Source organism: Actinomyces denticolens (genome assembly GCF_002072185.1).
GTDB lineage: Bacteria > Actinomycetota > Actinomycetes > Actinomycetales > Actinomycetaceae > Actinomyces > Actinomyces denticolens.
This window is the reverse complement of record NZ_MVIW01000022.1, coordinates 20,139-40,908: the sequence shown is the minus strand read 5'-3', so window position 1 is coordinate 40,908 and position 20,770 is coordinate 20,139. Positions and strand designations below refer to the sequence as shown.

Sequence of the window (20,770 nt, the reverse complement as noted above, 5' to 3'; positions counted from 1 at the left end):
GGACGGCTCAGCCGACGGCGTCCGGTCGGGCGACCGGGCGCCGTCGGCGGAGCATTGCCGCGAGAGCGGAGGATCAGGCCTTGGCCTTGCCCTCGGCCCAGCCGGTGACGAAGTAGTCCTTGACCGCGCTCCAGTCCTCCTTGCCGGAGGCGTACTGGGACAGGTGCTGGCCGAGCTGGTCCTTGAACTCCTGGCTCGGGAAGGTCTGGAACACCCAGTTGACGGGGGAGAGCGCGTCGTTGTTGAGGTAGGAGACGATCTCCTTGCCCAGCGGGTCGGCCGGGGCGAGGCTGGAGAACGCCGAGTAGGGGGACACGGAGACGACGGAATTGTCGACGAGCATCTTGGCGGCCTCGGCGTCAGTGAGGAGCCAGTTGAGGAAGGCCTGCGTGTCCTGCTTGGCGGCGTCGGAGGCCTCGGAGTTGATCGTCAGGTAGTTCTCGGTGCCCAGGGCGATGCCGTACTTCTCCTCGCCCTCGACGCCGACGTAGATGGGCAGGAAGTGGATGTCCTCCTCCTTGACGGTGTTGCCCTCGACCTCGGAGATCTGCGACCAGGCCCAGTTGCCGTTCTGCACGAAGGCGCACTGGCCGAGCGCGAACTCGGCCATGGAGTCGGTGACGGCCTTGGCGGAGGCCTCCGTGGGGGCGATGGTGGAGTTGTTGAGGTAGAGGTCGAAGATCTGCTTGTAGTTGTCCGAGTAGGTCAGCTTGAGATCGTTGGAGTCGGTGGCGCCCAGGTCGCGCAGCTCGTAGAAGACGGGGTAGTTCGCCAGGTGGGTCTGGAAGCGCCAGTCCTCGCCCGGGGAGAGCGAGGTGGCGGCGAAGGCACCGCTGATGCCGAGCTCGGCCTTCTTGGCCTGGATGTCCTCGACGACCTCCTTGAGCTTGGCGAAGCCCTTGATCTCGTCGACGCTCGCAGCCTTGGCGCCCTCCATCGCGAAGTACTTGTCGAGGATGGCCTTGTTGTAGATGATGCCGTAGCCCTCGGTGGCCAGCGGGACGCCGTAGATCTTGCCGTCGTCGCCCTTGAGGGCCAGCGAGCCGTCCGTGAGGGCCTTGGCGGCGTCGGTGTCGCTCAGGTCGGTGGCGTAGTCCTTCCAGTTGGCCAGGCCGACCGGGCCGTTGATGTTGAACAGGGTGGGCGGGGCGGACTTGGCGACCTCGGAGGTCAGAGTCTCCTCGTACTTGCCGGCGGCGGCGGTGACGACCTTGACCTCGACGCCGGTCTTGGTCTTGTAGGCCTCGGCGATGGCCTTGAAGGCCTCCTCGGCCTCGGGCTTGAAGTTGAGGAAGTAGACGCCACCCTGATCCGAGGATGCGGAGTCACCGCAGGCTGCCAAGGTTGCAGCAACGGCGAGTGCGGCGGAGCCACCGAGCATCGAGCGGCGGGAAACGAGTCGCATGAGGTCCTCCTTTGGACAAGACAACCGCGAGGGCGAGGAAAGCCCCGCGTGAGCGACTGCCCGCTCGACGAGCCCGGGGTAGGTCCGATGTCGCGGGCGACACCCCATCATTGCACAACCTGCCCCCCTTGCTGCAACTCTTGCAGGCCACGCTCCGCCTCGTCGCGGCTCAGCACGAGGGCCTGGCCCCCTGGCCTGCGGTGGGACGGCGCGGCACCATCCCGAGAGGGCTTCGGAGTCCCGGACGCGCCGGTGGCCCCGGCACCACTGGGATGTCGGGGCCACCGGACGGGAGGCGGGCGCGGGATCCTTCGCGTTCCAATGGGTTGACGAGTTGAAGACGCACGTGTTGTGCGCCACATCCCTGGAGAACATGCGGTTGTGGATCACTGCGGTGCCGTCGACGCTCACGCCGTCGATGCTGCGCGGCTCCCAGCCCCACTGGACGACGGGGCCGTTCCGCCCCTTCCGCACCACGGTGTCCTTGACGGAGACATTGGAGTGGTCGAGCTTGAGAACGTCGTCGTTGGCGTGGAAGAACGTGCTCCTCATGGTGGAGCCGGTGTACAGCTCAAGACCGTCGGTCTGCCAGTACCATGCTCCGACCTGCTGGTAGTTGGACACATCCATCGCGAAGGCGTCCTCGTTGCCGTAGACCACGAAGGAGTGGTAGGAGGGCTCCTTGATGGTCACGCCCTGGAGGGTCAGCTTCTGCTGGGCGTCGACGGAGTGGAAGTACAGCGGCTTCACACAGGTGGCATGGCAGTTGTCGGCCGCCTTGTGCTTGAACCCGTTAGCGGTGTCGGCCTCGTAGACGTACTGCTCGCCCGAGAGCACGCCGTAACCGGTCACCCGGTAATCGGTCTGGTAGTCGACCCGCTCAGTATTACCGGCGCCCTTGGTGAAGTGGAAGGCGCCCTTGACCACCGCGCCGGGCGCCAGGTAGACCCAGCGCACCGTGGGGGGAAGCTCGGCCTGGGCGTCCGAGCCCATCCAGTAGGTCCCGGGGCCGAAGTAGAGGATCTCGGCATCCGTGGAGCCCGCGATGCCCTTGACGCACATTCGTGCACGTCGAGCCCGGCCGCGATGAACGGCAGGTGGCCCCGATGCCGCAAGGGCATCGGGGCCACCTGTCATCCGGATGGCGGAGGGAGCGTCAGGCGGGTGATGGGCTCACATCCGACGCTCCGCGCGGCTGATCAGCGCTTGGCGGAGCCGACGGAGCCGAGCCGCTCGCAGGCCTCGACGACGCGGGCGGCCATGCCGTTCTCGGCGGCCTTGCCCCAGGCGCGCGGGTCGTAGGTCTTCTTGTTGCCGACCTCGCCGTCGATCTTGAGGACGCCGTCGTAGTTCTTGAGCATCCAGTCGGCCACCGGGCGGGTGTAGGCGTACTGGGTGTCGGTGTCGACGTTCATCTTGATGACGCCGTTGCGCACCGCGGTGGCGATCTCCTCGTCGGTGGAGCCGGAGCCGCCGTGCATGACGAGGTCGAAGGGGGAGTCCTGGGTGCCGACCTTGGTGGACAGGCGGTCGCCGAGGCGCGCCGCGACGTCGTCCTGGATCTCGCCGAGGATCTCCGGGCGGAGCTTGACGTGACCGGGCTTGTAGGCGCCGTGGACGTTGCCGAAGGTGAGGGCGGTGATGTAGCGGCCGTTCTCACCCAGGCCCAGGGCCTCGATGGCGCGCCAGGCGTCGTCGGCCGTGGTGTAGAGGTTGGCGTTCTCCTCGCCCTTGATGCCGTCCTCCTCGCCGCCGACGGCGCCGATCTCGATCTCGAGGATGACGTTGGCGGCCTTGGCGCGGGCGAGCATGTCGACGGCGATCTCGATGTTGTCGTCGAGGGACTCGGCGGAGCCATCCCACATGTGGGAGTTGAACATCGGGAGCTCACCGCGCTTGACCTGCTCGGCCTCGATCTCGAGGAGCGGGAGGACCCAGGGCTCGAGCATCGGCTTGGGGCAGTGGTCGGTGTGCAGACCGATCTGGACCGGGTAGAGGTCGCCGACAGCTCGGGCGTAGGCGGCGAAGGCGATGGAGCCCTTCACCTTGTCGGCGCGGGAGGAGCCGGACCAGTAGGCGGCGCCGCCGTTGGAGATCTGAACGATGCCGTCCGACTCGGCGTCGGCGAAACCCTTGAGGGCGGCGGAGAGAGTCTGGGAGGAGGTGACGTTGATGGCGGGGATGGCGTACTTGCCAGCCTTCGCGCGATCGAGCATGTCCGCGTACGACTCCGGGGTTGCGATGGCCACTGGGTGCCTCCTGGGTGAGATGTGGCAATGGTGCAGCACCGATTCTTCCACGGATCGGGTCGATCGGGTACCGGGCGATGGTCCCGAGGCTCCGGCCGAGTCCGGCTCCGGGCGCGGCGGGACCGCCCGATGGAGTGGTGATGCGCCGGTGCGGCAGGCCGACCAGGCGGCGCCGGCGGCTGTGCGGTCAGTCGGGCGCGGGGCCGCCGTGCTGGCGGATCCAGGCGTGCATGGCCACGGCGGCGGCCGCGGCCACGTTGATGGATCGGGTGGAGCCGTACTGGCCGATCCGGTGGAGGCGCGAGCAGCCGACGATGAGCTCCTCGCTGATGCCCTGGCCCTCGGAGCCGAAGATCATGAGGCAGCGCTCGGGCAGGGCGGCGCTCTCCAGGGGCGTCGATCCGGGACCGTTGTCGATGGCGACCGGCTCGTAGCCCTCCGCGACCGCCCAGGTGAGGAGCTCCGCGGGGCTCGGGTGGTGGCGCACGTCGAGGTAGCGGTCGGTCACCATGGCGCCGCGACGGTTCCAACGGCACCGCCCCACGATATGGACGCCGGAGACGTTGAAGGCATTGGCGCTGCGCACGATGGAGCCGATATTGAGGTCCTGGCTGACGTTCTCGATGGCCACCTGGAGCGGGTGGGCGCGGGAGGCGAGGTCGGCGCGGATGGCCTTCACGCTCCAGTACCGGTAGCGGTCGACGACGTTGCGCCGGTCCCCACCGGCGAGCAGCTCGGGGTCGTAGCGGGGATCATCGGGCCAGGCGTCGGGTCCGCCCGGCCACGGCCCCACCCCGACCTCGCGATGGTCGGCGGGGGCGTCCGCATCGGGCGGCAGCGACGCCCAGTGGTCCTCAGGCGTCACGCGGGGCCTCAGTCGAGGCCGAGGTCGGCCAGGCCGAGGGCCGCGTGGTAGGGCAGGCCGGCGGCCTCGATGCGCTCGCGCGCACCGGTGGATCGGTCCACGACAACGGCGACGGCCAGCACCTGAGCGCCGGCCTCGCGCAGGGCCTCGACCGCCTCCAGGGGGGACCCGCCCGTGGTGGACGTGTCCTCCAGGACGATCACGCGCCTGCCGCCCACGTCCGGGCCCTCGATGCGGCGCTTCATGCCGTGATCCTTGGCCGCCTTGCGCACGACGAAGGCGTCCAGGTCGAGCCCCCGGGCGGCCGCCGCGTGCATCATCGCGGTGGCCACCGGGTCCGCACCCATCGTGAGCCCGCCGACGGCGTCGTAGTCCTCGGTGCTCAGGCCCGCCTCCTCGAGCATGTCGAGCATGACGTGGCCGATGAGGGGCGCGGCCTCGTGGTGGAGGGTGGTGCGGCGCATGTCCACGTAGAAGTCGGAGGTCAGGCCGGAGGCGAGGGTAACGGTGCCGCGCACGACGGCGAGCTCGCCGACGAGCGCGGCCAGCCGTGCGCGCTGGGGATCATTGGTGCTCACGGGCTCAAGGCTAGACGATCCGGGCCCCGGACTCCCGCGTGGGGAGTCCGGGGCCCGGCTGGGAGCGGGCGGCTCAGGAGAGCGCGGCGATGGCCGCCTCGTAGTCGGGCTCCTGCGAGATGTCGGGAACCTGCTCGGTGTAGAGCACCGCGCCCTGCGCGTCGAGGACGACGACGGCGCGCGAGAGCAGCCCCGCCATCGGGGTATCGGTGATGGTCACGCCGTAGTCCGTCCCGAAAGTGGAGCGGAAGCTCGAGGCGGTCAGGACGCCGTCGATGCCCTCGGCGCCGCAGAAGCGGGCGTGCGCGAAGGGGAGGTCCGCCGAGACGCACAGGACGGTCGTGTTCTCCAAGGAGGCGGCGCGCTTGTTGAACTCGCGCACGCTGGTGGCGCACACGCCGGTGTCGATGGACGGGAAGATGTTGAGCACGAGGCGCTCGCCGCGCAGGGACTCGCTCGTCACCGGGGCGAGGTCGGCTCCGGCGAGCTCGAAGGCGGGCGCCTCGCCTCCCACGGCGGGCAGGGTTCCGATAGTCGTGATGGGGTCTCCGTGACGGGTGATCTCAGCCATGGCGCCATCATGGCAGGACTATCGTCCTTCATCGAGTGCAGTCCGCCTGCCGCGAACCGGGGCGCGCAGCGGGACTCGCCGGCGCGGGCCCGCCCATCGGGGCGGGGGCCGTGGGCGTGAGCGCGGTCAGTACTGAGTGCTGGCCGAGGCGTGCCCGGCGACGCGGCGCACGAACCATCTCGGCGCCAGCCTCAGCGCCGCGTTGCCCACCTGGTAGCGGGCCGACGGCGTGCAGATGACCCGGCCCCGGCGCACCGCCGCGAGCGCGGCGCGGGCGACGTCGGCGGCGTCGAGCCACATGACCTCGGGCCACTGGGAGCCGTCCATGCCGGCGCGGTCGTGGAACTCGGTGCGGGTCAGACCGGGATTGACGACGGTGGCGGTAACCCCGGTGCCCGCCAGCTCGGAGGCGATCCCCTCGGTGAAGGTCCGCACCCAGGCCTTGTGGGCGGCGTAGGTGCCCATGGCGGTCAGCGCGGTCATGCTGGCGACGTTGAGGATGGCGCCGTGCCCGCGCCCCACCATGCCGGGAAGGGCCTCGTGGGTGAGGGTCATGACGGCGCCGACCATGACGTCGAGGGCGCGCCTCTCCTGACCCAGGTCGCCGCCGATGAAGGCCTGGCCGACGGCGAATCCCGCGTTGTTGACGAGCAGGTCGATGGGCCGGGCCGCCACCTGCTCGGCGCTGTGCACGCCCTGCGCCCCGGCGACGGCTCCGGTCACGCCGCCCCGCAGGCGGGAGGCCACGCGCTCAAGGTCGTCGGGGACGGAGAGATCGGCGTCGATCACCTGGACACCGACGCCCGCTGTCTGGTGGATCTCCTCGGCGACGGCGGCGAGCCGTGCCGCGTCCCTGGCCACGAGCACGAGGTCGTGGTGGGTCTCGGCGAGCTGCCAGGCGAGTTCCAGGCCGATGCCCGATGTGCCTCCGGTGATGAGCGCTGTTCCCATGCCATCAGGCTAGCGGCAGGGCCCACCGCGCCCCGGAAGGGGACGCCGCGCGCCCCTCCCGGGGGCGAGGTCGTGCTCCGGCCGGTAGCCTCCTGCCATGCGCATCGCCACATGGAACGTCAACTCGATCCGTACCCGAGTCGATCGGGTCGTGGCCGTCCTGGAGCGCCACGGCATCGACGCCCTGGCCATGCAGGAGATCAAGTGCCGCCCGGACCAGTTCCCGCGCGAGCCCTTCGAGGCGGCGGGCTACGAGCTCGCCGTCCACGGCCTGAACCAGTGGAACGGGGTGGCGATCGCCTCGCGCGTGGGCCTGGCCGACGTCGCCACATCCTTCGCCGGGCAGCCCGCCTGGGCCGCGAAGGAGGGCGCTGAGGCGGTTGTGGAGGCGCGGGCACTGGGGGCGACCGTCGGCGGGGCAGCGGGGGGAGGGGCGCCGGTGCGCCTGTGGAGTCTGTACGTGCCCAACGGCCGCGAGCTCGACCACCCGCATTACGCCTACAAGCTCGCCTGGCTGGCCGCGCTCAGGGACGACGTCGCCTCCCGCCTCGCCGCCGATCCCTCCCTCCCACTGGCGCTGGTCGGCGACTGGAACGTGGCGCCCCACGACGAGGACGTGTGGGACATGGCCGTCTTCGAGGGCGCCACGCATGTCTCGGCCCCCGAGCGGGAGGCCTTCCGCGCCTTCGAGGCGCTCGGGATGGTGGAGGCCACGCGAGGGCGCGTCACGAACTACACCTACTGGGACTACCAGAAGCTGCGATTCCCCAGGAACGAGGGGATGCGCATCGACTTCGTCTACGGCTCGCCGGCCTTCGAGGCGCGGGTGGCGGGCGCGGTCATCGACCGCGATGAGCGCAAGGGCAAGGGCGCCTCCGACCACGTGCCCGTCATCGTGGACGTGGATTGACCGGGCGGGCCGGGCAGGCCGGCCACCATGATGTGCTGGCCGAGGCGTCGCGGCCCACGAGCGCCGCCCCGTCGGATTAGGCTCGTGGCATGAGCCCCGCGATGCCCCTTCCAGCCGAGTCATCGGTCCCCTCCGCTGCTGCGCCGTCGGTATCCACCGCGCCGCGGGCGCTGCGCGAGCCGATGACGGCGCCCGTGCGCAACACGACCATTGACGCGCTCCTGGCGCACCGCACGATCCGCGCCTTCACCGATGAGCCGGTGGGCGAGGAGGTCATGCGCACCCTGCTGACCGTCGCGCGCGCCTCGGCCACGTCCTCCTACTTCCAGCAGACGACCATCATCCGCGTGCGCGACGCCGCCGCGCGCGACGCCGTCCACGCCGCCTCCGGCCAGCCCTACGTGGGAGGGGATCGCGGTGAGTTGCTGGTCCTCGTCGTCGACCTGCACCGCAACGCCGTCATCCGCGAACGCGCCGGCGCCCCGACCGAGCCCCTGGAGCGCGCCTACACCTTCCTCCAGGGATGCCAGGACACGATGATCGCCGCGCAGTCCATGGTGGCGGCCGCGGAGTCGCTGGGCCTGGGCACCTGCTACCTCGGCTCGATCCTCGGCGATCCCGCCGGGCTCATCGCCGCCCTGGGGCTGCCCGAGCGGACCTTCCCCCTCCTCGGGCTCCTCGTGGGCCACCCGGCGCAGGAGCCGCAGTACAAGCCGCGCCTCCCGGAGGAGATCACCGTCGGCGTCGACTCCTATCCCCCGCTGGAGGAGCACGGTGAGGCGCTGTCCGCCTATGACGAGCGCGTCACCGAGTACTACGACCTGCGGGACGCCTCGCGTCGCGTGGACAGCTTCACCGAGCAGATCGTGCGGATGGTCGGGCAGGGGCGGGCCGCCCAGGCCCCGGTCCTCGACGTCCTGCACAGCCAGCGGCTCTGCCTCCACTGAGGCGGATGAGGAGGGCAGATGACCAGCGACGCGCTCCCCGCCCTGGGGCTGTTCGACTTCCCGACGGCGCTCGTCGTCACCGAGGCGGGGCGGATCATCACCGAGGCGGGCGAGGTCGACGCCGTCCTCCCCTTCGCCTCCGTGACCAAGCCGATCGTCGCCTGGGCGGCGCTCATCGCCGTCGAGCGCGGCATGCTCGGCCTCGACGACCCCGCCGGCGAGGGGCTGGACGGCGCGACGATCCGCCATCTGCTCGCCCACGCCAGCGGCGTCGCCCCAGACTCCGGCGAGCCGCTCGCCGAGCCGGGCGCGCGGCGCATCTACTCCAACCGGGGCATCGAGATCCTGGGACGGCGCCTCACCGAGGCCACGGCCACGGACCTGGAGGCCTGGGTGGAGACCACCGTCCTGGAGCCCCTGGGCATGGCCAGCGTGCTCATCCCCGGCTCACCGGCGCACTCGGGGCAGGGCAGCGCCCGCGATCTGTCGGTCTTCGCCCGCGAGCTCGCCGCCCCCCGCCTGCTCGGGGCCGGGCTCGCCGAGCAGGCGTGCACCCCCGTCTACCCCGGCCTGGCCGGCGTCCTGCCCGGCTACGGGAAGCAGAATCCCAACCTCTTCGGCCTGGGTGTGGAGATCCGGGGCGACAAGCAGCCGCACTGGACCGGCACCGGCAACTCGCCCGCGACCTTCGGGCACTTCGGCCAGTCAGGCTCCTTCCTCTGGGTGGACCCGGTGGCCGGGCGCCAGGCGGTCTTCCTCGGCGAGCGCCCCTTCGGTCAGGCGCACCGGCGCGCCTGGACCGCGTTGAACGACCAGATCCTCGCTCTCCCTCCCATCCCATAGGCATAAGTGGTGCCGAGACCGGTCGAAAACGTCATTGAAACCGGTCCGCGGACCGGTTTCAATGACGTTTTCGACCGGTCTCGGCGAAGGGGGCAAGTGGGGAGGGGCGGATACGATGCGGGGGATGCCTAGCCCTTCCTCCATTCGCCCGCCGGCACCGGGCTACGCCGTCGTGGACCTGGAGACCACCGGCCTGTCCCCCAGCGCGGACGCGATCCTGGAGATCGGGCTCGTCCACCTCGATGCGCGCGGCGGGATCGAGGGCGCTTGGACCTCGCTGGTGGATCCCGGCCCCGGGCCCGACGGGACTCGCGAGGTCGGCCCCACCTTCATCCACGGGCTCACCCCCGACAACGTCACCGGCGCGCCCCGCCTCGCCGAGCTGGCCGATCTCATCGCCCGGGATCTGGCCGGAAGGGTCGTCGTGGCGCACAATGCCCGCTTCGACATCGGCTTCCTCAGCCACGCGCTGGGCGGCCTCGGCATCCTCGACGCCGACGTGCCCATCCCCCAGGTCTGCACCATGCGCCGCGCCCGGGACTACCTCACGACGCCGTCGCGCCGTCTCACCGCCTGCTGCGAGGCGGCCGGCATCCCCCTCGCGGCGCATCACACGGCGCTCGACGACGCCCTGGCCTGCGCCGGCCTGCTGCGCCACTACCTCGCCGTAGGCCGTGAGCGCGGGCAGGACCGCCCCGCCTGGAGTGAGGAACTGGATGCGGCAGCGGCCTTCACGGGCCTCACCTGGGATGACCATCGGGCCGATGCCGCCCGCCCGCGCCTGGTGATGCGACGCGGGTCGGGGCCAGTCTTGCCTCGTTCCACTGGCGCCATCCGCGCCCACTAGCGAGGGCTGAGCGCGTCGGCCGGGGCTGCGGGCGCCGCTCGGGGTCATCGGTGTCGCTCGGTGCGGCGAGCACGCGCGCCGGGGCCCGCGCGGACTGGTTCCCCAATCCCGCGCGGGCCCCGGTCAGGCCATGCGTGAGGCGGTCAGCCCCACTGAGCGCTCAGCCCCGCCAGACCCCCGTGGAGGGATCCATGTAGTAACGGCTCGGACCAACCGTCACCCAACCCGTGGCCATGGCACCATTGGCCCGCAGGTAGTACCAGGAGCCACCGTCCTGGAGCCACCCCGTGGTCATAGCCCCACTGGCGCCCAAGTGGTACCAGGTACCGGCCAGGCGGATCCAACCAGTGGTCATCGCCCCACTGTCGGCGAAGTGGTACCACTTCCCACCATCCTTGGCCCAACCGGTGGCCATGGCACCGTTGTCCCGCAGCAGATACCAGGCACCGCCATCCTTGAACCAGCCGGTGCGCATCGCGCCATCGTCCTTCAAGGCGTACCAGGCACCGCCGTCCTTGACCCACCCCGTGGCCATCGTCCCATCGGAGCGCAGGTAGTACCAGGACGCACCATCTTTGAGCCAACCGGTGGCCAGACCGCCATCAGCATTGCGGTAACGCCAATTACCACCATCCTTCTCCCAACCAGCCTTCGGGGCGGGGGCAGGGGGCTCCTCGGGCTTCGGCTCCGGGCTCGGGGCGTCCTTGAGGGCGGGGCAGTCGCTGCCCAGCCAGGCCAGGGAGAAGTTGCGGTAGGCGATCTGCCGGTCGTTCCCATCCTCGCTGAGGACTCCCAGCGAGCCGTCGGACTGCACGGCCAGCGTCGTGTAGCCGACACGCTCGGCGCGGAAGACCTTGCCCGTCCACGTAGCACCGTCGTCGCAGGACAGTGAGATCGTGCCACGGTCGCGGGACCACGCCTTGGGGTTCGGCGAGTGGCTGAGGAGGAGGACCTTGGCGCGCTCCGTGCCCGGGGCGGCATTGGGGAAGGCGCGGATGATCTGGGCGTTATCCACCGAGTCCGGGAGGTTCTTGTCCGAGACCGGCTCTGACCATGTCTGACCGCCGTCGGTGGAGGTGGCCACCTTGCGGAAGCCGCTTCCATCGGAAACGCGCGAGTTCATCATGAGCCGACCGTCGGAGAGCTCGACGACCTTGTTCTCATCCATTCCGGTGCCGGCCGGGGTTCCGGCCTTCCAGGTGGCGCCGTGGTCGTCGGAGTAGACGGAGACGGCCCGGATAGTTCCATTGGCGAGCTTGATGGTGAACTGCTGGACGAGGCGCCCCTTGTGCTCGCCGTTCTGGATCTGAATGCCCTGGCCGGAGGCGGCGAAGCGGGCGATCCATGAGGGATCGTTCGTGATGTCCGGGGTGATGACGCGGTGGGTCCAGGTGTGGCCGTTGTCCGTGGAGGTGGAGACCTCGGCCTGGATGACGCCGCGGTCTGCGGGGTCAGAGCCTGCCCTGGATGTGGGCCAGCCGGCGTCGAAGGACTTCACGTGGAAGTTGAAGATCGCGCCCGTGGCCGAGTCGACGACGTAGGAGGGGTCTGAGTAACCCTCCTTGGCCCCGGTCTCAATGCCCTTGTGGATGTAGGTGGGCGCACCCCAGGTCTTACCGCCGTCGGTGGAACGGCGCTGGACGATGTGGTTCGGGTTGGGTGAGTCGCCACCCTTATTGCCATTGTCCGTGGGCCGGACGTCATAGGCCACGAGGAGGTCTCCGTTGGGCGCGGTGGTGATCGCGGGGATGCGGACATTATCCGTGGCGGTGCCCGTGGCCACCGCGGTGCCATCGCTCATCGAGGCGGGCAGCGACACCGAGGCGTCCGGGAGGGGCGCGGGCTCGGCCTTGGGGAAGTCGCCCTTCTCCTCCTCGGGCTCCTGCGGGCCCTTGGGCGCATCCTGTCCGGGAGGGGCCGCCTTGATCGGCACGGCGGCGCCGCGGACGGTCTCCGGGGTATTGAGGGCATCACCCTTGTACTCGGGAGCGCGGACAGTGTAGGAGATCTCCGGGGTGAAGGAGCCCGCATCGAGATCGGCCTGGGTGATGGTGTGGGTGGCGTAGCCCATGCAGTCGGTCTTGGTGGCCTTAGCGGCGATGTTGCGCCACTTGCAGGCGGTGACCCGACCTCCGAGATTGGTCTTGGCGACCTCGAAGGAGCGGGCCTCGGCACTCAGGTTAGTGACCTTGATGTCGAAGGTAAGAGTGCTTCCGACGGCGTAGACGCCGCCGTTGGCATCTGCGGCCTGGGTGATGACGACGTCCATGAGGCCATCAGCGGTCTTGGCCGCCTGCGCCGTCGGGGCGATGGTGAGTCCGGTGAGCGCGATGGCACCGGCTCCCAGGATCGCTGGGATACGGGGGTGATGAGTTCTCATAGGGGATCCGTTCAGTGCTCGGCAACGTTGCCTGGGGTCTTAGCGGACTGGGGCGTCAGATGTCTGACGATCATGACGATAGCGCCAACACTCGGATCGATGTCAAATCAGCATCACCTATGACAACGACGCAGGTCGCACAGCATCAGGAATAACCGGGCCCGCGCCGATGAGCGGACACGGCGTCGGATCCCTCAGAGGACGTCGAGGCCGACGAGGAAGCCGTCCTCGTCGACGATGACGCCGCCCGACTCACGGGCGATCGTGGCGGCCACGCGCTCGATGAGATCCCGCGCCGCGGCGCGCTCGCGGCGGCGCGTGCGGCTGGGGGTGAGGGCGTGGGCGTCCGCGATGTCGACCGGCCGCCAGACCACCGAGGTGACGACGACACCGTCGGCGGCCCAGGGCTCGCCGCGCACGGCGATCGGCAGTTCATTCGTCCCCTCGACGCGGACCTCGATACCGCCCCAGCCGAGGGTCCCAGCATCGATCGGGGCGACGACGGCGTAGCCCTCTCGGTACTCGACGAGCTCCTCCCCGGCGGCGAGCGCCTCGGCCTCCTCGCGCTCGGCCCGGGCGCGCTCGCGCTCCGTGCGCCGCCAGACCTCGTCGAGGACGTCGGCCCCGATGGTCTCGGTGAGTCGCTCCAGGTCGGCGTGGGACAGGGCGTCGAATCCGACGGCGCCGCGCGGCGCGGAGGTCTCCAGGGCGGGCACGGCGCCCGGGGCGATGGGGTCGAGGAGGACGGCGAGCGCGTCGGGGGCGATCCACACCGGTGCGTAGATGGCGAGCATGACCGAGGACTCCGGGTCCGGGACCAGCAGGGTGATGCGGGCCTCGCCGTCATCGGGAGAGGTGTCGACCAGGCGGATGGCCCCGGCCAGGCGGCGGGCGATGGCGCGCAGGTGAATGAGGGCGACGAGCTCGGCGCCGGTGGGCATGGCCGTCGGGAAGGCGTCGGCCATCGGATCCACGCCGGCCAGCTCCGGGGGCAGTGCGCCGGCGCGCTGGGGGGCGCATTCCAGGAGCATGACCTGGGCTGCCCAGTCGGGCAGGCCCAGCATGCGGCGCATGTCGTCGTCGAGGGGCCATGGGCCGTGCAGCTCGGCGCCCGGGGAGAGCTGGAGGCGGGAGGCCCCCACCCAGCCGGCGCGCTCGTCCAGGGACAGGGCGAGGGCCTCGATCTCCTCCACGGCGACATCGTCGGCCAGGACGAGCAGGTGACGGGCGTCCACAAGGCCCACCGGCATCATGGAGGTGGCCGTGAAGGTGGTGGTGTCGACGGGCAGGGAGACCGCCAGGTCCCCGGAGGAGGCGCTCATTCGGACTCCTCGGCGGGAAGGCCGGCGTCCTCGATGCGCAGGCGGTCGAAGCTCAGGTGCGAGCGGGAGGCCGTGGGACCGCGCTGCCCCTGGTAGCGCGAGCCGCGCGCGCCCGAGCCGTAGGGGGCCTCGGCGGGGCTGGACAGTCGGAAGAAGCAGAGCTGGCCGATCTTCATCCCGGGCCAGAGCTTGATCGGCATGGTGGCCGTGTTGCTCAGCTCCAGGGTGACGTGGCCGGTGAAGCCGGGGTCGATGAAGCCGGCGGTGGAGTGCGTGAGCAGTCCGAGCCTCCCGAGGCTGGACTTGCCCTCCAGGCGGGCGGCGACGTCGTCGGGCAGGGTGACGCGCTCATAGGTGGCGCCCAGGACGAACTCGCCGGGGTGCAGCACGAAGGGCTCGTCGGGGCCGACGTCGATGAGGTGGGTGAGCCCGTCCTGCTCGATGGCAGGGTCGATGACCGGGTAGCGGTGGTTGTCGAAGAGCCGGAACGAGCGATCCAGCCGGACGTCGATGGATGCGGGCTGGATCAGCTCCGGGTCGCAGGGGTCGAGGACCACGCGGCCGGCGTCGAGCTGGGCGCGGATGTCACGGTCGGAGAGGAGCACGGGACGATTGTGCCAGGCGCAGCGGCCGCCAGGGTACCGGTCGCCCGCCTGGGCGCCGGGCCCGGCCTCCGGGCCCGGCGATTCCACATGCGCGCCGTGGTGGGGTATGCTGTCTTCGCGCACCTCGTTGTGGGCATCTGCGGATGTAGTTCAATGGTAGAACCTCAGCTTCCCAAGCTGATAGCGCGGGTTCGATTCCCGTCATCCGCTCCACATGAAGGAGCTCACGGCGCTGTTCTGCGGCGCCGCGAGTTTTTCGTGATCCCGGAAGGCCTCCTTCCGCCCGACTGCCCCGTCGGCGCCTCTCATGGCCCCTCCTTCCGCGCCTTGAGGATGAGCGCCACGGCCTCCTCCGGAGGGACGTGCTCCCAGATGCGCAGCACCCTCCATCCCTCCGCCTCGGCCATCGCAGTGGTCTCGCGGTCGCGTTCGATGTTCCTGGCGAGCTTGGGGCGCCAGTAGTCGGTGTTCGTCGCCGGCGTGGTCGCGTGCTCGGGGCAGCCGTGCCAGAAGCAGCCATCGATGAAGACGGCGAGGCGCTGGCGCGTGAACACGATGTCCGCGCGCCGTCGCTTATTGCTCCATGGCGCCATGTCCACCCGGTAGCGCAGGCCGTGGGCGTGCAGCAAGCGGCGAATCGCGAGTTCCGGGCGCGTGTCCCTGCGCCTGTTCGAGCGCATCGATCTGGCCACGCCGGGCGACGACGCCCAGGAGACCGCAGCCCACTCGGCTCCCGTCCGGGCCTCCGGCTCTCCCCCAGGATCCGGCCCAGCCGGCCGCCCGGGTTCAGTCGGCGTCGACGACGGGGTCATCACTGCGGTCCTTGCGCCTGACACTGAAGGCGATCCGGCCCCTGGGCGCGGCCTTGTAGGGCAGTGCCAGGGAGAAGATCGTGGCGGTGTCCGCCGCGCTCATGTCCGCCGGCAGGCGTGCCGGAGCTCTCTCCGCATTTCCTTTCGGGTCGGCGGCGAAGGTGAGGAGCATCGCGCCGCGGGTAGGAGTTCGGTAAGCCAGCGCCGCATCGTCTCCTGAGGGCTGCTCGCCCCCGGTGCGAGGCTTCCCCGCGATGGTCTCGATGGCACCGCGCTGTCGGAACGAACTTCCGGAGAATCCACCTCGGTCGGTGCGGCGGGTCCGCTTGAGCATCGGGAGAGGGATCCCGTCCACTATCTTGTCCGACGCCCCCTCGAGCAGGGGAAGGAGTACGGCCCAGTCCTCCAGCTTCCCCTCGTCCATCGCGCGGCGGATCATCTCCAACGTGGGGGTGAAGTCGTACTGCTTCATCCACTCGAAGCGCTCCAGGACCGCCAGCATTTCCTCGGCGGGGATGACTGCGATTCGTCCTTTGAATGAATGCCTCTTGTTCCCGTTCGGGTCCCGGTACCCGAACTCCTCCGGCTCACCGAAGAGACCGCGTTCGAACCAGGGACGCACGAGCGCGAAGTGGCGCCCGTTCGTTCCGCCGTCCCCACGGTCGGGCTGTCGCGGGAAATCCTGAAGAGCTCCTCCGATGCCCCTGAAGTCCAGTTTGGCGTTGTACATCTTGTTCCGCCCCGTGGGGAGCAGCCACGGCAACTGCTGGAAGACGAGCGGCGGGACGTCGATCGGTTTGAGAGCAGGGCGGCCGTCCTCCTCGATCCGGGCGAAGGTCGCCAGTTGCTCGCGGAACTGCTCCTCGTCCTGCATGATCGCGCCGAAAGCGTCGTAGAGGTCGTAGGCAACGCCTCGAGGACCCTTGATCTCCCTGGCTATGTAGAGGCGCACCAGGTCGGAATACCCAGGACGGTACCCGAACCAGCGCCCCATCTGCATGAGGCTGTCGGCCTGACCTGCCCGCCGCTTGAAGTAGCTGATAGTCAGGCCCTCGAGGGTGAACCCGCGGCTGAGCTTGGCTCCCCCGACGAGGACACGCCAGACCCTATCCCGTTGGAAGTCGACCTGGTTGTACTGCTGATCCTTATCGCCGTTGACGACGACGACCGGATCCGCGCCACCCGCCATGACTAGGTCGAGCGACTCGCCAACATGCGGGGCCACATCGTCGAAGGACCCGGCCCTGGGAAGGTCATCCTCCCATTGCCGGGCGGAGGACACCACGGCGAAGTCCTCGTCGAAGAGCCTGCGCAACCGTTCCATCGAAGCGGGCGAACCGTACCCAGCCTGTTGCCACAGTCGCCGGATCCGATGCGCCAGATCGGCATGCTCGTACTGCTTGACCGACTCGTGAATGAGCATCGTGTGGTGACGGAAGGGGCCGGCCATCTCGGGCCTAACCTTTGCTCTCCAGAGCTTGATGGCTCCGGTGAGCACGAAGGCGTCCAGGGCACCTCGCAGTTCCTCCTCCACCCGTTCCGGGTCGACGGCGGCGTCGCCCCTGAGGTCGCGGACGAAGGCGCACTCGTTCGACACGGCGGGGTCCTTCTTCTCCTCAACCGTCAGCTCCTCGAAGTCGTGATAGGCACGTCCACCTCGGTATTCCCGAGGAGCGCTCAGGCTGACGATGAAATCACGGGGGAAGATGTCCTCGGCGTCCTCCGGGGAGATGAAGACGTTGGCGAAGGGCGTGGCCGTGTATCCGACGTACTGCGCCCGGGTGAGGCGACTCATGAGGTCGGCGATGAGCCTGTTGATCGCCGTTCGATCACCACTGCGCTTCGGGTTCATCGTGTTGACGGAGGCCTGGTCCGCCTCGTCATCGATGATGAGTGCGGGGATCTCCGCCGTGCGAGCCTTGATGCGTCGCAGATCGTTGACGAGCTTGGTCAGCACGGCCTTGTTCTTCTTGACGACGGCGATGCGCACGTCGGTCCGGTGAATGTTGTCCGGGTGCCACATCGGTCGGGCGGGATCGCTGAGCTCGTGCCCCGCCCGCGGATCGAGCGCGTCGAGGCCGGCTCTGAGCAATTTGTAGTCGTCCTTCGCTCTGGTCAGGCGTCTGATCTCCGGCACTCCCGCATTCGTGAAACCGGGTCCGTAGGAGACGAATTTCCCGTTCCTCCAGTCCGCGTCATCGGTGCTCACGTAGTCGACCTCGGCCAGGAGGTCCGTGTCGTCCTCACTGATCCCTCCGAGGATGTTCTCCTTCCCGATGAGCTCCATGTCCAGCCTGCGCTGGGTCTGGGAGCGAAGGATCTCGACGGTGCCGGTCAGCACGATGATGAGCCGGTAGCCCGCGTCGATCGCCTTGGCGATGACACCGGTGAAGTTGGCCGTCTTGCCGCTTTGGACGTGCCCGACGACAAGGCCTTTCGACTGGTACGCATCGTGTCCCGAGGGGTCGGCCAGCCGACCGACGATGTCGTTGGTGGCGGCGTCGATGTCGGCCACCGATTCCGCCGGGAGCCTGCTCTCCAGGAGGGAGCGGTAGCCGTCCCAGTAGAAGTGGTGGGCGCGCCGACGCTCCTCGTCGTACCAGGGAGTCCAGTCCGGGGCGGCGATGACCGTGGTTCTGTCGGTGATGACGGGGAAGGTCTCGCACACACGGGCGGCAGCGTCATCAGTCAGGCCCAGGAGACGCAGGATGAGGTCTCGTCTCTCGGCCGTGCGGGCCGTGGTTCCCTCGATCCATGCCGCGTCGACCTCGGCGTCCCATTCGCTGAGGCGGATATGGAACTTGCGCCGTCCAGGGGCATTGCGGTCGACGCCCAGGATGAGCTCCTGGATCTCCTCCCGTTCGACCGTCTCACCGGTCGGAAGGAAGACCGACACGATGGGGTGCAGATCCCTCGGAGCGTTCATCCCCTTGAGGGCCTGCTCCAGGGCCTCGTCGTACTGGTCGATGCTCATGGGTGCGGCCACTCCTCTACTGTCGCACTGAACTCGATGGGCGGAACCGCCTCCGGCTCGAGGTCGGTGACGTCGATGCGGTAGTCGATGCTTCTCACGAGCTCGGGGCGGGCGAGAACGCGGCCGAGCCCGTCAGAGGTGAGTGCCGGGAAGGCATCGTCAACGACGTAGAAACGCGGTTCGCTGCGAAGGAGGAGGCCCGTTGTGTAGAGCCTGTCCGCACGAGCGTCCTCCCAGCCGAAGTCGGTGAGCTTGTCATCGAACGCCGTGCGTCCGGCTCGTAGGCGCCTGCGGATGTGCTCGATCACTCCGGGCAGGGTCTCACCGTCGACTGATGCCCCGGCGCGCGTCACCTGGATGGACATGAGGAGGAGCGGTCGTCCCGGAGTCGCAGCCAGCTGGCCGAGCCCGTGGATGACGTGGATGCGTCGTTCGCTCCGGGTCGTCTTCACCTCGACGTCGTAGCCGGCGAGGACGAAGTCGTGCTCCTCGGCCTGCGTTCCCAACCAGGCCGCCAGGGCTCGTCTCTCGCCGACCGCACTGATGAGGCGATCGAGCGCGACCAGTTCCCCGAACAATCCGATCTCCTGGTCCTCGCTCAATCGCGGGGCGCGCGCCAGCAGCCCACGGTAGGCGCCGAGGGCGACATGCAGCGCGCGTTCCAGGTCATCGCCCTGTTGGAGCTGGTCGGAGACCGACTGGAGGAGCGAGTACGCCTCGTACTCGACGCCCTCGGCATCGACGGTGACGCGGAACCAAACGGTCTCATCCCCCGGTTCCTCGAACAGGTCGGTGCGGATCATCCGGTAGGCGGAGACATCGATGTCCGAGCCTGTGGCCGGCGTCCGCAGGGTGAGTTCGCGGCGCGGCGGGTCGATGCCGAGAATGCAGACCGGGCTGTCCGCGAGGCGCTGCTCGGTGGGGATGCCTGCGTCGATATAGGCGGAGAGCGTCTCAGGAGTCAACGCGGCAGCGCCCGCCGTGTACTCATTCATATTCTTCTACTCCTCATTCAATCCACGGCGCTGAATCTCGTCGGCGAGAGCCGAATTGATGATCCGCTCGTACGCCTCGATCTCCCTCTTCTCCCGCGGACCGAGGAACGCGCCTTCGAAGAAGCGGGAGTAGAGCAGATACACGAGACTCTTCAGCAAGGGCGCGTCCTCGGGGTCGGTACTCGAGGAGAACATGCCCCGGTGGTGACTGTTGATCCTGAGGATGCGCCGCTCAATGTCGACCTCGACGAGGCGGTTCGTGGGCATGCGCTCCCATCGGATGCGGATGGGATCCGCCTCGGCGAACTCCACGGAGTCCGCGATGACGTCGTAGATGCTCCGGCCGAGGCCGCCCATGGGCTCAACCAGCCTGATGGGGCGTCTCTCCCGCTTGCGGCTCTCGACGGACGCGTTGCGGGCGGCGCTGAGCAGGTCCGCGAATGTGCCGATATCCTCGCCCACCGAGTCGTGAATCGCACGACGCATCTCCGGCTCCAGGACGACGCCGCTCTTCTCGGGGTTGATGCGGACCGCATCGAGCAGACGATCGTCGATGTCGATGGCGATGCGCAGGCTCGCATAGTCCTTTCCGCCCTCGATGACCGAGTTCCAGCCGCCGAGCTGCAGGAGGCGGTCGCCTCTATAGACGTACAGGCCCTGTCCTCCCTCCGCCTGCGACAGCCGCCGGGACGCCCTGATCCCGGGCAGGTCGAGGGTACCGCCCGCGAGTATGACGGCGGTCATCTCAAGGGGAGTCCATCCCACCTCTCCGACGAGTCTGCGCGGGTGCACAGCGGTGGCGGCCAGGGCCAGAGGGTCGAGTGACCGCACCTTCCGCGACGCGCCCGCCTCTCCGCGTTCGTCGTCGAACTCGTCGACGGAGATCTCGACATCGCCTCCTTCGATCATCCGGTGGAAGACGAGTCCGAGATAGTCGCGCGTGTTCTCGATGAGGCCGCTGATCCACGATCGTCTCTCATCCCTGTCCGGGGAGGTGAGAGCGTTGCGAAATCCGCTCCAGCGAATGACCGTTCCGCCCGCGTGTGCGCCTCCGCCCGTGTCCATGAGCGGACCGCTGAGAATCCGGCCGACCTGCGCCGCGTCGAGCGTCTGCACGCGCGTCGGTTCCGCGCGGGTGATTCGGCGTCCTGCGGGAGAGCCACCGACCGCGCGCGTGTAGACGTCGAGGACATCGGCTTGGCTGAGGGAGGCCGCCTTGAGTCCGAGCCCGTAGTGGCCGAGGTCGGTGTCGCCGTAGTCACGGCGCCGTGACAGAGTCATCGCGTCATCAATGCCGGTATCATCCATGCCACGGCCGTCGTCGATGACGAGCAGACCGGTGACGAAGTCGTCGGCTGTGACGATGCGGATGCGCACATGGGACGCACCGGCGTCGATGGAGTTGTCAACCAGATCGGCGAGTGCCGTTGGAAGCTCGTGGTGGGCTCCCAGGGCGTCCGCGATCGATGGATCCGGCGGGACGGTTCTCGACGAGACCGCAGTGATGGCCTCCATG

General features: G+C 69.1%; 17 protein-coding genes, 1 tRNA gene and 1 pseudogene. 5 read left to right on the top strand and 14 right to left on the bottom strand.

The features are described from left to right. Positions 1 to 73: 73 nt before the first annotated feature. The 7 genes and pseudogenes from B1H55_RS12615 to B1H55_RS07720 all read right to left on the bottom strand — a co-directional run bounded on the left by B1H55_RS12615 (position 74) and on the right by B1H55_RS07720 (position 6,619). Positions 74 to 1,405 (bottom strand): ABC transporter substrate-binding protein, encoded by a 1,332-nt coding sequence (locus B1H55_RS12615; RefSeq protein ID WP_073452933.1) that lies wholly within the window; start codon positions 1,403 to 1,405, stop codon positions 74 to 76. A 387-nt stretch (positions 1,406 to 1,792) separates the two neighbouring features. Continuing rightward, positions 1,793 to 2,398 (bottom strand): annotated as a pseudogene (locus B1H55_RS13020) (glucodextranase DOMON-like domain-containing protein); the annotation flags it as partial. A gap of 206 nt (positions 2,399 to 2,604) precedes the next feature. Continuing rightward, positions 2,605 to 3,654, bottom strand: a complete 1,050-nt coding sequence (gene fbaA / locus B1H55_RS07740) for a class II fructose-bisphosphate aldolase (protein WP_073452929.1) — start codon at positions 3,652 to 3,654, stop codon at positions 2,605 to 2,607. Between the two features lie 187 nt (positions 3,655 to 3,841). Next, positions 3,842 to 4,519, bottom strand: coding sequence for a TrmH family RNA methyltransferase (locus B1H55_RS07735; RefSeq protein WP_077240578.1), 678 nt, complete (start codon positions 4,517 to 4,519; stop codon positions 3,842 to 3,844). Between the two features lie 8 nt (positions 4,520 to 4,527). Next, positions 4,528 to 5,097 (bottom strand): orotate phosphoribosyltransferase, encoded by a 570-nt coding sequence (pyrE, locus tag B1H55_RS07730; protein ID WP_077240579.1) that lies wholly within the window; start codon positions 5,095 to 5,097, stop codon positions 4,528 to 4,530. 73 nt (positions 5,098 to 5,170) lie between these two features. Continuing rightward, entirely contained in the window at positions 5,171 to 5,668 is a 498-nt protein-coding gene (gene tpx / locus B1H55_RS07725) for a thiol peroxidase (protein ID WP_077240580.1), read from the bottom strand. Between the two features lie 126 nt (positions 5,669 to 5,794). After that, complete coding sequence (locus tag B1H55_RS07720; protein WP_077240581.1) at positions 5,795 to 6,619, bottom strand: SDR family NAD(P)-dependent oxidoreductase; 825 nt, start codon at positions 6,617 to 6,619, stop codon at positions 5,795 to 5,797. Between the two features lie 97 nt (positions 6,620 to 6,716). Here B1H55_RS07720 and B1H55_RS07715 point away from each other — a divergent pair, with 97 nt between their 5' ends. From B1H55_RS07715 to B1H55_RS07700, 4 genes are all read left to right on the top strand, one after another. Then, complete coding sequence (locus B1H55_RS07715) at positions 6,717 to 7,529, top strand: exodeoxyribonuclease III (protein WP_077240582.1); 813 nt, start codon at positions 6,717 to 6,719, stop codon at positions 7,527 to 7,529. Positions 7,530 to 7,711: 182 nt separating this feature from the next. Continuing rightward, positions 7,712 to 8,476 (top strand): nitroreductase family protein, encoded by a 765-nt coding sequence (locus B1H55_RS07710; protein WP_077240948.1) that lies wholly within the window; start codon positions 7,712 to 7,714, stop codon positions 8,474 to 8,476. Positions 8,477 to 8,494: 18 nt separating this feature from the next. Further along, on the top strand, positions 8,495 to 9,319 hold the full coding sequence (locus B1H55_RS07705; protein WP_077240583.1) for a serine hydrolase domain-containing protein: 825 nt from the start codon (positions 8,495 to 8,497) through the stop codon (positions 9,317 to 9,319). Between the two features lie 124 nt (positions 9,320 to 9,443). Continuing rightward, a complete protein-coding gene (locus tag B1H55_RS07700; RefSeq protein ID WP_307190136.1) occupies positions 9,444 to 10,166 on the top strand; it encodes a 3'-5' exonuclease in 723 nt (240 codons plus the stop codon). Positions 10,167 to 10,326: 160 nt separating this feature from the next. Here B1H55_RS07700 and B1H55_RS07695 read toward each other — a convergent pair whose 3' ends face one another. From B1H55_RS07695 to dcd, 3 genes are all read right to left on the bottom strand, one after another. Then, positions 10,327 to 12,546, bottom strand: coding sequence for a sialidase family protein (locus B1H55_RS07695; protein WP_077240585.1), 2,220 nt, complete (start codon positions 12,544 to 12,546; stop codon positions 10,327 to 10,329). Between the two features lie 194 nt (positions 12,547 to 12,740). Beyond that, a complete protein-coding gene (locus B1H55_RS07690) occupies positions 12,741 to 13,868 on the bottom strand; it encodes a hypothetical protein (RefSeq protein ID WP_073452907.1) in 1,128 nt (375 codons plus the stop codon). Next, positions 13,865 to 14,473: a dCTP deaminase gene (gene dcd, locus B1H55_RS07685; RefSeq protein ID WP_073452905.1), complete on the bottom strand. Its 609-nt coding sequence runs from the start codon at positions 14,471 to 14,473 to the stop codon at positions 13,865 to 13,867. The genes B1H55_RS07690 and dcd overlap by 4 nt, the downstream gene beginning before the upstream one ends. Before the next feature lie 139 nt (positions 14,474 to 14,612). Here dcd and B1H55_RS07680 point away from each other — a divergent pair. Then, positions 14,613 to 14,686, top strand: a tRNA-Gly gene (locus B1H55_RS07680). 92 nt (positions 14,687 to 14,778) lie between these two features. Here the strand turns inward: B1H55_RS07680 and B1H55_RS07675 are convergent. The 4 genes from B1H55_RS07675 to B1H55_RS07660 all read right to left on the bottom strand — a co-directional run bounded on the left by B1H55_RS07675 (position 14,779) and on the right by B1H55_RS07660 (position 20,769). Further along, positions 14,779 to 15,153 (bottom strand): very short patch repair endonuclease, encoded by a 375-nt coding sequence (locus B1H55_RS07675; RefSeq protein WP_073452903.1) that lies wholly within the window; start codon positions 15,151 to 15,153, stop codon positions 14,779 to 14,781. Between the two features lie 106 nt (positions 15,154 to 15,259). After that, positions 15,260 to 18,259 carry a Z1 domain-containing protein gene (locus B1H55_RS07670; protein ID WP_077240586.1) on the bottom strand — a complete coding sequence of 1,000 codons (3,000 nt, stop codon included), beginning with the start codon at positions 18,257 to 18,259 and terminating at the stop codon, positions 15,260 to 15,262. Then, positions 18,256 to 19,254: a PD-(D/E)XK motif protein gene (locus B1H55_RS07665; protein ID WP_077240587.1), complete on the bottom strand. Its 999-nt coding sequence runs from the start codon at positions 19,252 to 19,254 to the stop codon at positions 18,256 to 18,258. The genes B1H55_RS07670 and B1H55_RS07665 overlap by 4 nt, the downstream gene beginning before the upstream one ends. A 6-nt stretch (positions 19,255 to 19,260) precedes the next feature. Next, positions 19,261 to 20,769: an ATP-binding protein gene (locus B1H55_RS07660; RefSeq protein ID WP_077240588.1), complete on the bottom strand. Its 1,509-nt coding sequence runs from the start codon at positions 20,767 to 20,769 to the stop codon at positions 19,261 to 19,263. Position 20,770 lies beyond the last annotated feature (1 nt).